Genomic DNA, 12,815 nt, shown 5'->3' on the forward strand with positions numbered 1-12,815 from the left:
GGCCCGGGACCCCCGACAGGGAGTCCGGCACGCCCAGGGCGGTCCGCGCGATCACCTCGGCGTCGCGCTCGTCGGTCTTGGCCTCGCCGGCGAACAGGCCCGCGGCGCGGCTGGCGGCGAGCCCGGGCAGGTGGGCGACCCCGAGCCCCGCGGCGCGGGCCCGCCTCACGGCGAGGGACCCTATGTTGCGGAACTGGTCGACGACGACGAGCGTGCCGGCGGGCGCGGAGGCGAACAGCGCGTCGAGCTCGGCCTCCCTGTTGCGGACGGGGGCGCTGGCCAGCACCTCCCCGCCGCGGTCGATCAGGCAGGCCCAGTGGGAGGACTTGCCGACGTCCGGGCCGAGCACGGCCGCGGGCCTGGAGGATGGCGCTTTCACGGTGGTATCCTTCCGGTAGTCGTTCGACCGGATGGCCTCCCCCTCGGCACTCACATTGCCAGCCGCGGCGCCTGCCCGGCACTTTCCTATCAGCCGTCGGGGGCGGCGCGTCCCGCGCCGGCAGCACCCAACGGGCCCTCTCGGGGGCAGGGACGTTCGGCCGTGCGCGGGCGCCCGGTCGGCGGCCCGTTCTGGGCGCGCCTCAATCGTAGCCCGAGACGGTCCCGGGCTGACAATTTCGACTGTAATGGACGTTCTTAAACGACTACCCAATGACTACTCTGTGGTGTCATCGTCCTCGGCAAGTTGGGGGAACACGGCGTCCTTGGGCATGGTGACCTTCGTCAGCGAGGTGAGCTTTTTGCTGAGCGATGTGTCCGTCTTGACCAGGTCGCTGAGCGTCACGATCTTGTATCCGTCGGCGACAAGACCGTCGATAATCTGCGGCAGCGCCTCGAGCGTCTGCTCGGCGCATTCGTCTCTATCGGTGAGCAGCACGATATTGCCCGGCGTCACCGAATCGAGCACCGTTGAGACCTGCTCGTCGGCACCGTTGAGCAGCCAGTCGCCCGAGTCAATATTCCACGAGACCACGGCGGAGACCAGGTCCATCGCATCAATCCAGTTTTGCTCGTCAAAGGCAGCGTAGGGAGCACGCAGCAGCATCGTCTTCACGCCGGTCGCCGACTTAATCGCATCGGTGCCTTTCGTGATCTGTTCGCGTACCGTCTCACGGTCCTGACCCTTGAGCGAATCGTCGCTGTAGCTGTTGGATCCGATCTCGCACCCGGCATCGACAATCGCCTTGGCCGTGGCAGGCGAGGCCTCGGCCGCATCGCCCGAAAGGAAGAACGTCGCGGTAACGCCCTTTTCCTTGAGCACCTGCAGGATCTGCTTGGTCGCGCCGCTCGGGCCCTCGTCAAATGTCAGGGCCACGTACTTTTCGTTGCCCTTGGGCGCTACGCTTGCGCACTCGACTACGCAGTCGGTGGCGGGCACGACCTCGCCGCGATCCTGCGTCTTACCCGACTGCTCGCCGACCCATACCTCAGAGCGGCCCTGAACGCCCCACGTCTGCACATACTCGATAGCACCCGTGCCCTCGACCTTGAGCTTGGGCTCGATAACCGTAGCCTGAACCTCATGCTTCTCGTAGGTGTTACGGCCATCCTTGACCGTCACCTTCTCGCCACCCTCAAGTTCGCGGCTATCCCATTTGCCCTGTTTTATGCGCTTGCCGTCCACCTTAACCGACAGCTTTTCGCCGCCATGGCGCTTGAGCACGCTGTCATCGACGGCCAGCAGGTCGCCTGCGTCGTAGGTGCTGGCCAGCTCCTGGTCATCGATAAGATTTTGCAGCGTAGAGCCCACGCGCACCGCGGTCTTTTGCCCGTTGAGCTCCACGTCCACGCTGCGGTTGACGTAGCCCACGACGGCAGCGATAAACAGTACGAGTGCGCAACCCACGGCGATGAGCGCGTAGGGCAGGCGAGACGAACGACGGGGCGTACGGCTATTGCCGATGCGCGCACTGCGATCGCTAAACCCGCGGCTATGGTTGAGGTACATCGCGCCGGGCTTACGGTGACGCTTGCGCTGACCGCTGGGCAGCTGCCCCAGGTCGCGGCGCGCCGTCGGACGCGCACCCGAACGCCCGTTTAAGTTGGATCCATTTTGGCGCATGTGCCCTCCCCCATAAACACAGCAAGCCGGAGCAACAGGTCTCCGGCTTGCCTCCCATCATTTGGTACGTCGCTATTTTGTAGCTTTTGACGAGCCTCCGCTCGCCTTTTGGTATTCGTCCTTAAAGGCCTTGAACATGCCGCGCGTCTTGCCGAGCTGCTTGCCCAGCGCGCGACTGCCCTTGTCCACGGCAACCGATCCCTTGTCATCGAGTACCTTGGCGCCCTTTTTGACCTTATCGCCCACCACGACGCTGGCCTCGGCGGCCTTGGCAGCCGCACCGCCCGAATACCCGAGCGACTTGACCTCGTCCGAGACGACCATCGCGCCGTTCTCGTAGCCGCGTAGCATCGTCGGTGGCACCTGCGTGTCGCCCACCAGCACGCTCGAAGCGGCATCGGCGGTCACATAGAATGCCTGCACGATGCCCGAGCGTGGCTTAAACTCAACGTCCGAGCAATAGCCCACGACGTCGCCCGATTCCGTGCGCACGTCCATACCGACCCAGATGATGCAATCGTCCAGGTTGATGTCGAGGCGCTTGGCGGCGGCAGCATCGTACGTGTCCTTGACGTCATCGACCGCAATGGCACCCTCGTAGACACCAATGGCGTCGAGCGCTACGAATCGGTCGGGGCGCTCGATCATGCCCGCGATATCGGACTGGCGGACCATAAAGCCGACCACGCGCGTACCGCCCGGGGTAAAGACCGGAAAGTGAATCTTTCCGAGCTTTTTAGGGCTGCGCGGCGTGCCGTCCTTTTTGGTGCGCTTGTCCTCGGTAGGCTTGCGATAAATCTTGGCGCCGACAAAATCCCCGGCGCGCATTATGCCTCGGTCGAGGGCTCCGCAGCCTCGGTATCGGCCTCGACGGCGTTCTCGACCACGACGTCGGCGGCAGGCGTCACGTTGCCACCCGAAATGGCGTCGTTGAGCTGCTCGCGCAGCTGGTCCATGCGCTCGCGGGCCAGGTCGACCTTGGCGCGCAGGTCGTCGGTCTTGGCGTCGACCATCGGGCCAAAGTCGTTGACTGCAGCGCGGGCCTCCTCGGCACTGTGCTCGTAGGTATCGCGCATGTTATCCCAGGCGTCGTTGGCGATATCGGCAGCCATGGCGCGGGTCTCGGCACCCGAGCGCGGAGCCAGGGCAACGCCGATGATGGCGCCGGCGGCAGCACCGAAGAGCGCACCCGAGATGAAGTTGAAAGTCTTACCCATGTTCATTCCTCTCCTGCGGGCACCTCGGCGCCCACCGTTTGAATGCTGTCCATTATACCCGCAGCGCAGCACTTGCCGTCTTGCTCATCTGCGTACGGTAAAGGCGCAGGTACATGATGGTGATAAGCAAGTGAGTCTACTCCTGCGGCATAGCCGGCATGGCCATCGTGGCGGCCGGGTCCTCGCCGGCGCCGTCAACGAGCGACAGCGCTCCCTCGTGCGCGGAGGCAGTCGGAGCCGTCGCCGCGCCACCAAAGACGGCAGCGGGGGCCTCGTGGCTCTCGGCGGTCGCGCCCTCGGTGTCGATTGCCTCCTGCGGCCCATCGTCAAAGTTCGGGACGCCCTGGGGCTCCGCGGACTCGGGCTCAGCGGCCACCTCGGCGGACGTCTCGCCGGCAGGCTCGGCAACAGTCTCGACAGAAGCCTCGTCCTCCGCCTCGTCCTCGGCGTTCGCGGCGGCAACGGCCTCGTGCGGGTCCTTGCCCTCGGCCTCGGCGCGCATGCCCAGCACCAGGTTGCGCAGGCCCGCGACCGTACCGTCCACATCGGGAGCGGGCTGGTCGGCGTGCAGATAGGCCCAATCCATCATAAAGGTCGCCGAAGACAGCGCGCCGATGGCCAGCGCGTCGTCGGGGCACGAAAGCTCGACCTCAAAGACACGCTCGTCGTGCTCGCTCACGCGGGTGCGGCCGCACGAAATGCTGCCGGCAAGACCGGTCTCGTTCATGAGCTCGACCGTCACATGCTCAAGCAGATGGCAAAGCTCGGTCTGACCCATGCAGTCCTGGAACTCGCGGCCGGAATCGCCCAGGCACAGGTGCTTGGCAATCGCCGGCACCAGGTAGTACACGCGCGCCGTGGCCTCGATATCCTCCGAGGTCATGAGCGGCATGCCGGGGTTCACCAGCACATGCGCGCAGATCTTGTCCTCACTGACGGTGACCTTAAGGATGTTGAACAGGCCTGCCATAACTCTCCCCTACTCTTCCTTGCCCTACTCGTCGCCATCGTGCGGGTCCACAGAGCCCGCACCCGACGTCGTCGGCTCGTCTACCGAAGACTCGGAATCCTTCTTATCGGTTTCGGCCGGAGCGATCACGCGAATGAGCGAGATGCGCTGGCCACGCATCGACTGCACTTTAAACTTGTACCCCGCGACCTCAAACACCTCTCCGATGTCGGGCACCGAGTCACAAAGCTCCAAAATCCAGCCGGCGATGGTCTCATAATCATCGCTTTCCTCGAGCGGCCAACCAAGCTCAATCGCGTCATCGCACGAAAAACGCCCATCAACGAGCCACTCGCGGCGCGGAAGGCGCGTGAGATACTTGTTGTCGGGGTCGAACTCGTCCTCGATCTCGCCGACGATCTCCTCGACGATATCCTCGATGGTGATGATACCGGCCGTGCCGCCGTACTCGTCCACGACCACCACGATCTGGTCGTGCGAGGTCTGCATCTCGGACAGCAGCGGCAGAATGTCCTTGGTGTCGGGCACAAAGGTGGCGTCGCGCAAAAAGCCGGCGATGGGCTGGTCGCCCTTGCCGTCGAGCGCGGGCTGAATCAGGTCCTTGATATGCGCGATGCCCGCCACGTTGTCGGGGTCCTCGTGATAGACGGGGATGCGGCTAAAGCCGGTCTGGCGCATGGTGGATAGCACGCTGGCGACCGTCTCGTCATCCTCGCACATGGTGGTGTCCACGCGCGGCACCATGACCTCGCGGGCAACGGTGTCGCCCAGGTCGAAGATCTCGTGGATCATGCGCTTTTCCTCGTCGAGCAGGTCATCCTGCTCCGAGACCATGTACTTGATCTCTTCTTCCGAAACGTTCTGACGGTCGTCGGCACTCTTGATGCGCAGGATGCGGGCTAGGCCATCGGAGCAAGCGCCAGTCAGCCACACGAGCGGACGGGCGATCTTTTGGAAAAACGACAGCGGCCCCACGACCTGCTTGGACACGCCCTCGGCGTTGGCCAGGCCAATGCGCTTGGGCACAAGCTCGCCAATCACGATGGACACGAAGGCGACCGCGACGGTGATGATGACCGGCGCCAGGCCGCGCGCAATGGCAGAGAGCGGCGCGATGCCAAAACTCATGAGCCACGTGGCGAGCGGGTCGGACAGACTCGTCGAGGCGACGGCGGACGAGGCGAAGCCCACGAGCGTAATGGCGACCTGGATGGTGGCGAGCAGCTGGTCGGAGTCGGCAGCAAGCTTAATGGCACGCTCGGCGCGCCTGTCGCCTTCCTCGGCCTCGTGCTCCAGCACGGCGCGCTTGGCCGTGGTAAGCGCCATCTCGGACATAGAGAAATAGCCGTTGATGAGGGTCAAAACGAAGGTGGTGATAAGGGAGATGGTTATGTCCATCGGGAGTTTCTCGAACCTCCAAGATTCGGGACGTCAGGTTAAAACGTTGGTGGCGGATACGGCAATTGCACTGTCGCCCAAACGGAGACGCGGGCGAGCAGGCGTGGTCGCTAGATTACGAAGAGGATCACCGCCATGAACTGGAAGATGCTGCCGGCGAGCACCCACAGGTGAAACACGCTGTGCAGATAGCGCACGTTTTTGGCGATATAGAACGGGACGCCCACGGTGTAGCACACGCCGCCAATGGCGAGCAGGGCAAGCGCCACGGGGTTCAGCAGCGCCACGAGCTCGGGCAGCTTAAAGACAACGAGCCAGCCCATCAGCAGGTAGACCAGGCCGCTTACCCAGTGCGGTTGACGCTCGCGCATAAAGCACTCCAGCGCGATGCCGATAATGGCGATGGCCCATACGGCGAAGAACAGCGCAGGGCCGCCGTCGTTTGCCAGTGTGATGAGGCAAAACGGCGTGTAGCTGCCAGCTATGAGCAGGTAGATGCAGCTGTGGTCGAGGATGCGAAACACGCGCTTGGCGCGCACGGGCTGAATCGCATGATAGAGCGTGGAGGCGAGATATTCGAGAATAATGCTGACGCCATAGACGATTGCCGCAGCCATGTGGGCTGGGCCGCCGCCGCGCAGGGCAGCGAATACGATCAGGAGCACCAGGCCCGCAATGCCCAGCAGGCAGCCAACACCATGGGTGACGGAGTTCATGATCTCCTCGCCCACCGTGTAGTGTGGAACGGCCGCGGTCTTGGGTCGCGGCTTAGAACTGTCGCTCGAATCGGACATGCCGGTTACATCCTCCAATGTAAAGAGTTCTCAACACTATATCAAAGCGTCTGGGTACGTGCGAAATTTGCACCATACGTGTCCCTTTGTTTACCCATTCTTTGCTTGTTGACGCATCAACGACGAACATCCATAATGCGCTTCGTTTAGTTGTTGACGTATTAACATTTTAGAGGAGAACGCTGCATGGCTCAAAACACGCACCCCCATCGAAAGCTCAAGATAGCCGGCGTTGTTGCGTTGGTGCTCGTCGTCGCGCTGCTTGGATTTGCCGGCAACTTTTTGTTTGACTTTGCCCTGAACCCCCAAGCGCCGTACACCATGAAGATGATGCAAGACGGCAAGGATGACAAGAAGGACGAGCAGATAGATGCCGAGGCAGTCGAAGCGCGGGCGTGGTTCAAAGAGCATCGCGAGAGCAGCAGCCTCACCGCAGATGACGGGACCAAACTTGCCGCTTGGTATTTTGCCGCCCCGGAGAGCACGCACGATTACGCTATCTGCCTGCACGGATACACCGACGAGCCCATCGGTATGGCCCGATACGTCAAGCGCTTCCACGATCGCGGCATGAACGTACTCGCACCCGCCGCCCGCGCCCACGAGCGTTCCGGCGGCGACTATATCGGCATGGGCTGGCCCGAGCGCCTCGACATCGTCGCATGGATCGAGCAAATCGTTCAGACTGACCCCGAGGCGCGCATCCTGGTCTTTGGTGAGTCGATGGGTGCGGCAACCGCTATGAACGTCGCGGGGGAAACGTTGCCCTCTAATGTTAGGTGCATCATCGAGGATTGCGGCTACACAAGCGTCTGGGACGAGTTTTCTCTGCAACTCAAGGACGTGTTCGGCCTGCCCAGCTTCCCCTTGCTCGATGTGGCGAACCTGGTGTGCAAGGTGCGCGCGGGCTACGACTTTCATAAGGCGAGCAGCGTGGAGCAGCTTAAACACGCGACGGTCCCCATGCTATTTATCCATGGCGACCAGGACACCTTTGTGCCGTACAGCATGCTCGACCAAAACTACGACGCGTGCGCCAGCAAGGTCAAGCAAAAGCTCACCATCCACGACGCCACCCACGCCAAGAGCGCGCAGGTCGACCCCGAACTCTACTGGAACACGGTCGATAGCTTCCTCAACGAGATTTTTTAGGCAAATATCAGCATTTACAGCTCCAGCTGACCCCTGTTTTCGGAAGTATGCGGCAAAATCTGGAACTGCCGACCAGACCGCAGTTTTATCAACAATTTATCAGGGGTTTTGTTGCCAAAAAACGTCGTGTGCTCGACGGTCTCGAAATTTGCCGCATACTTCCGGAAAACCGCCCGCGAGCGCTGTGCTCGCGGGCGGTTTTTGCTTGAATTGCGCCACGAATGCGCTTGTTTTGTCCAATAGCTAGGTGCTACTTGACCTCGATGAGCTCGTACTTGCTCGTGCCCAGGCCGATCTTCTCGGCATGCGCGATGCACGCGCGCCAGTCGGTGTCGGGATGCGTGATGCAGAAGGGATCCTTGGCCTGCTCGCCCTCCAGATGCTCGTGATTATGCTCCATCTTGGCCGCGCTGTCGGTAAGCTCGGTGTTAGGCAGCGGCTCGGACGCCAGGACGGCGTCGGCGCAGGCCTGGTCGATGGCGACCGGGTCGAAGCTCGCGAACATGCCGATGTCGTTGACGATGGGCGTGTCATTCTCGGGATGGCAGTCGCAGTTGGGGCTGATGTCCACGGCGAGCGAGATGTGGAAGCTCGGGCGGCCGTCGACGATGGCCTTGGTGTACTCAGCGATCTTGTAGTTGAGTACGTCGGCCGCGGCATCATAGTCGGGCTTGATGCAGTCCTGGTTGCACGCCGCAATGCAGCGTCCGCAGCCCACGCAGCGATCGTGGTCGATAGCGGCAACGTGAACCGTACGGGTTTTGCCGTTGGCAAGCTCGCGCTCACGCGTACCGTCAAACGTGATGGCGCTGTGCGCGCATATCTTCTCGCAGGCACGGCAACCTACGCAGTTGGTGGTATCGACGCTCGGCTTGCCAGCGGCGTGCTGCTCCATCTTGCCGGCACGGCTACCGCCGCCCATACCCAGGTTCTTCATGGCACCGCCAAAGCCGGCCTGCTCATGGCCCTTAAAGTGGGTGAGGCTAATCACGATGTCGGCATCCATGAGTGCCTGGCCGATCTTTGCCTCGCGCACGTACTCGCCGCCCTCGACTGGGACGAGCGCCTCGTCGGTGCCCTTGAGGCCGTCGGCGATGATGATCTGGCAGCCCGTGGCGTACGGGGTAAAGCCGTTCTGGTAGGCGGTGTCGATGTGCTCGAGCGCATTTTTGCGGCTACCCACATAGAGCGTGTTGCAGTCGGTGAGGAAGGGCTTGCCGCCCAGCTCCTTCACGACATCCGCGACGGCGCGGGCGTAGTTGGGGCGCAAAAAGCTCAGGTTGCCCAGCTCGCCAAAGTGAATCTTGATGGCGACAAACTTGTTCTCGAAGTCGATCTGCTCAATGCCGGCGCGGCGAATGAGGCGCTTGAGTTTGTCGAGCTGGCTCTCGCGAGCATGCGTACGCAGGTTGGTAAAGTACACCTTAGCGGGTGCTGTGGGTGCAGTTGCGGTCATAGTTATATCCCCTCGGTCTATATGGCGTTACAGACATAGAGGATGGTACCCGTTGAAGTAGGGTCGAAGTCAAGCGCAACGCCGAGTCGTTAGGCACTCATTGGGGACAGACTTAAATGAGTGCTTGCCGCCCGGCCGGCGAGCCGGCGATCCGGCAAAGACTGTCCCCAACGACTAGTCGTTTAAGAACGTCCATGACTACTCCTGCACCTTGAGGGCTTCGGCCAGGCCGACGCGCTTGATAGAGCGCGTGTGTAGCAGCGCCACGACCAGGTAGGTCGCAAAGCCGATGCCGACGCATGCAGCCATGGACCAAGCGGGCACGTAGATCTCGATATTGCCGTTGTAGGCGAGCAGCATCGAGCGGAAGATGGCCGTGAGCGAGCCAATAATGACCGGCAGGCTCAGCACGAGCGACGCCGCCACGCACAGCGTGATCGAGCGGATGTACAGATGCGAGATCTCACTATCGCGATAGCCAAAGACTTTCATGTAGCTGATCGAACGGGCGCTGTGGTCGATCACCGCTTTGGTCAGCAGGTACATAAACAGCAGGAAGATAAACACCGCGAGCCCGATCATCATTCCGATCATTTTGCTCATCATGCCGATGAACTGGTCACCCACGGCGCGCATGTCGTCGGGCGTGGTGTCGCCGGCAAAGTAGCGCGCGTCGAGGTCGAGCTTCTCGTCGCTCACATAGCCGTTAAAGTAGGCGGCGTCGTTGTCGAACAGCTCGTTAAAGTCATCGATGCTCATATAGATATTCATGTCCGACTTTGAACCCCAGATGCAGTCCTTACCCGCGTACTCAAGAGAATAATCCCGAGCCTCGTACTTGTCGCGAAGCTCGACCTTCTGGCCCTCGCTCCAGCCAAACTTATCGAGCAGACCGCCGCCAAAGACGACGCGCCCGTCGCCGACATCGAGGTTCTTCCAGTAGCGCGAATGAGATGAAATGCCATAGACGGAAATCGTCTCCTCGCCATTACCATCGCCGCGGTCGTATTGCAGCTGGTAACCGGCATATTTCTCGGCCTGCGCGATTGCGCCCGCGCCGTTGTCGGTCGTATTGACCGGGTGGATGTCGTCGTTGTCGGTGTCAATCTTAGAGGCCTTGTCGATCAGGTCGATGGCCTCATCGCGGTCGCAGCCGAGGGCATCGGCAAGATCGTCGAGGCGCGCGTAGAGCGCATCCTTCTTGTCCTTGACCTTAGCAAGCGCATCCTGCGCTGCAGCCAGGCTCTCGGCAGACGGAGATGCGGTCGCGGCATCGGCTGCCGTCTGCGCCGTATCGGCCACGTCGTCAAGTTCGTCATCGGCATCCTGGGCGGCGGAGAGCAGCGCGCCGTCAATCGACTGCAAGCGCTCGAGCGCCGACCACTGCTCGCGCTCCTCGGCAGTGCCCTCGAGCTCCAGCGGCGCCTTGAGTGTGTACTGATGCTCGGCGACCAGGCTCGTCTCGAGGTTGTCCGCGTAGTGCGTCATCGTGGGCAAAATCGCCAGGCCAAAGAGCAGCAGCAGCGAGGCGAATGCAATGCCCACGAAGAGCGTGGCGAAGTTGCCCAGGTTGCGCAGGAAGACGCGCAGGCGGAAGCGCGAGACAAAGCCCATGCGCTCCGGCAGCTGCAGGCCGCGCTTGGTGCCCGATTTGCCGCTCGCCTCGTGACGAAGGAACTGCAACGGCGTCTTGCCCATCTTGCGAAGCAGGCCCACCAGCGTGATGAGGATGAGCGCGGCGGCAGGAACCACGGCGCACTTCACAAAGATCTCCCAGCTCCAATACACCTGGAAGGGAGGCAGGCTGTACGAACCGTAATAGAGGCCGCGCATGGGCTCGGTAAAGAACGCGACGCCGAGCGCGGTGCCCAAAAGCGCCGCGACCACGCCCACGATGGCGGGAAGCGCCAGGTAGTGAAGCACAATCTCGCGGCGGCGATAGCCGCTGGCGAGCAGCGTGCCGATGATGGCGCTCTCTTCCTCGATGGTGGCGTCAGTGAGCACCACAAAGACAAATGCCATGATCACGATGATGATGTCGAGCAACGTCATCCACATCATGGAGTCGCCGTCCACGTCATCGCGCGCATAGCCAATACCCTGGTTGGAATCGGCATCGATAAGATCGTCGACGCGCGCATCGGCATCGGTCAGCGCCTCGACCATATCCTGCTCCGCATCGATGCGATCCGCGGTGGGGAGGTCGCGGTCGTTAAAGGTAAAGGAGTAGGTGTAGGCAGGCGCGCCACCGGCATCCTCGAGCACGGTAAAACCGGCGTCGGTGACCTCGGCGACGCCATACGTGATGGTGTTCACCGTAAAGTCCGAATTGTTAAGGAACAGCGCCTGACTATCGGGCTGGGTCATGATGCCGCAGATGGTGTAGGTGCGGCCCTCAAGCTCGACCTTATCGCCCACGGCGAGGTCGTTGTTGGTGGCGAAGACACGGTCGATTGCCACCTCATCGTCCGCCCTGGGCTGCCTGCCCTCACAGTAGGACGCGATATCGACCTTGGTGCGGTGCGCGTAGGTGCGCAGGGTGCGCTTGGTGCCGTCGTCGCCGGACGCCTTTTTGATGATGGCGTCGATAGAGAAGTTCTTGTAGAGCGTAACGCCGCCGACGTCCTCAGCCGCGTCTTCGGCAGCCTTGAGCTGCTCGTCGGTGGCCTCGAAGGAGGTAGTCACGCGGCCGTCCTCGATCGTGTATGCATCGCGCATGTCGTCAATGAGGCAGCCAATGGAATGCGCCGCGAGCAAAAAGCCCGACGTGAGGGCGATGCTTCCGCACATAAGCAAAAAGATGCCCAGGTACTTGCCGATATTGCGGCGCAGCTCGCGCGGGAGACGTTTTGCGAGAGGTGTCATGGCGCCGCCTACCAATCGAGTTCGGCGGCCGCGACGGGCGACTCGTTGAGCTCATCCTCGACGATGCGCCCGTCGCGCAGGCGCAGCACGCGATTGGCCATGCGCGCGATGGCGGCATTGTGGGTGACAATGATGATGGTGCAGCCGTAGGTGCGGTTGACGTCCTCCATGAGCTGCAGGATTTCCTTGGATGTCTTGTAGTCAAGCGCGCCGGTGGGCTCGTCGCACAGCAGCAGGCCCGGGTTTTTGACGAGTGCGCGGCCGATGGCGCAACGCTGTTGTTGGCCGCCCGAGACCTGACGCGGGAACTTGTTGCGGTGCTCATAGAGGCCCAGCGAACGCAGCAGGTCGTCGACATTGAGCGGGTTTTTGGACAGGTGCGCCGTGACCTCGATGTTCTCCTTGATGGTAAGGTCGGGCACCAGGTTGTAGAACTGGAAGACAAAGCCCAGCTCGCGGCGTCGGTATTCGCCCAGATCGGCAGGCTTGAGCACCGTGAGGTCGCAGCCGTCCACCATGATGGAGCCGCCGTCGGCATCCTCCAGGCCGCCAATGAGGTTGAGAAAGGTCGACTTGCCCGAGCCCGAGGGCCCCAGCATGACGCAGATCTCGCCGCGGTTGATGGACGTGTCGATGCCATCGAGTACCGTCAGGCGCGCATCACCGTCGCCGTAGTGTTTCTTAAGCCCGCTGACCTGGACATAGGCTCGCTTTGTCGCCATCTTATCCCCCGTTGTTAGCCATCTGCTACTTTTCTAGGTTAATAGTAAACCCGGGCGAACTATTTTTAAGCGACGTGCGCGAACTATTTTCCAACCTACTCATTGGGGACAGACTTAAATGACTGAAACCACTCATTTGAACTGCGTCCCGAATCTTGGCCTTCTTTATTAGAAGCGAA

11 protein-coding genes are annotated in these 12,815 nt (G+C 61.7%); 1 reads left to right on the forward strand and 10 read right to left on the reverse strand.

Annotated elements, in window-relative coordinates; genetic code table 11:
* The 7 genes from DWZ15_RS09825 to DWZ15_RS09855 form a co-directional block, all read right to left on the reverse strand.
* The coding region (locus tag DWZ15_RS09825; protein WP_147352336.1) for a transposase at positions 1-379 on the reverse strand (379 nt) is incomplete at its 3' end.
* Positions 380-655: 276 nt separating this feature from the next.
* Positions 656-2,062 carry a polysaccharide deacetylase family protein gene (locus tag DWZ15_RS09830; RefSeq protein WP_233544783.1) on the reverse strand — a complete coding sequence of 469 codons (1,407 nt, stop codon included), beginning with the start codon at positions 2,060-2,062 and terminating at the stop codon, positions 656-658.
* A gap of 72 nt (positions 2,063-2,134) precedes the next feature.
* A complete protein-coding gene (locus DWZ15_RS09835; RefSeq protein WP_118450736.1) occupies positions 2,135-2,890 on the reverse strand; it encodes a PRC-barrel domain containing protein in 756 nt (251 codons plus the stop codon).
* Positions 2,890-3,279 carry a YtxH domain-containing protein gene (locus DWZ15_RS09840; RefSeq protein ID WP_118334930.1) on the reverse strand — a complete coding sequence of 130 codons (390 nt, stop codon included), beginning with the start codon at positions 3,277-3,279 and terminating at the stop codon, positions 2,890-2,892. The genes DWZ15_RS09835 and DWZ15_RS09840 overlap by 1 nt, the downstream gene beginning before the upstream one ends.
* Positions 3,280-3,415: 136 nt before the next feature.
* Positions 3,416-4,249 carry a hypothetical protein gene (locus DWZ15_RS09845; protein ID WP_233544785.1) on the reverse strand — a complete coding sequence of 278 codons (834 nt, stop codon included), beginning with the start codon at positions 4,247-4,249 and terminating at the stop codon, positions 3,416-3,418.
* A 24-nt stretch (positions 4,250-4,273) separates the two neighbouring features.
* Positions 4,274-5,647, reverse strand: coding sequence for a hemolysin family protein (locus tag DWZ15_RS09850; RefSeq protein ID WP_118450738.1), 1,374 nt, complete (start codon positions 5,645-5,647; stop codon positions 4,274-4,276).
* Positions 5,648-5,757: 110 nt separating this feature from the next.
* Positions 5,758-6,441, reverse strand: coding sequence for a hemolysin III family protein (locus DWZ15_RS09855; protein WP_199580074.1), 684 nt, complete (start codon positions 6,439-6,441; stop codon positions 5,758-5,760).
* Between the two features lie 186 nt (positions 6,442-6,627).
* On the opposite strand from DWZ15_RS09855, the gene DWZ15_RS09860 reads away from it, so the two are divergent.
* Positions 6,628-7,593 (forward strand): alpha/beta hydrolase, encoded by a 966-nt coding sequence (locus DWZ15_RS09860; protein WP_118450740.1) that lies wholly within the window; start codon positions 6,628-6,630, stop codon positions 7,591-7,593.
* A gap of 250 nt (positions 7,594-7,843) precedes the next feature.
* On the opposite strand, the gene DWZ15_RS09865 is transcribed toward DWZ15_RS09860, so the two are convergent.
* From DWZ15_RS09865 to DWZ15_RS09875, 3 genes are all read right to left on the reverse strand, one after another.
* A complete protein-coding gene (locus DWZ15_RS09865; protein WP_118450742.1) occupies positions 7,844-9,049 on the reverse strand; it encodes a DUF362 domain-containing protein in 1,206 nt (401 codons plus the stop codon).
* A 198-nt stretch (positions 9,050-9,247) separates the two neighbouring features.
* A complete protein-coding gene (locus DWZ15_RS09870) occupies positions 9,248-11,914 on the reverse strand; it encodes an ABC transporter permease (RefSeq protein WP_118450744.1) in 2,667 nt (888 codons plus the stop codon).
* Positions 11,915-11,922: 8 nt separating this feature from the next.
* Complete coding sequence (locus DWZ15_RS09875) at positions 11,923-12,636, reverse strand: ABC transporter ATP-binding protein (RefSeq protein ID WP_118450746.1); 714 nt, start codon at positions 12,634-12,636, stop codon at positions 11,923-11,925.
* Positions 12,637-12,815: the final 179 nt, after the last annotated feature.

Origin of the sequence: Collinsella sp. AF29-7AC (assembly GCF_003475665.1) — a bacterium.
Classification (GTDB): domain Bacteria; phylum Actinomycetota; class Coriobacteriia; order Coriobacteriales; family Coriobacteriaceae; genus Collinsella.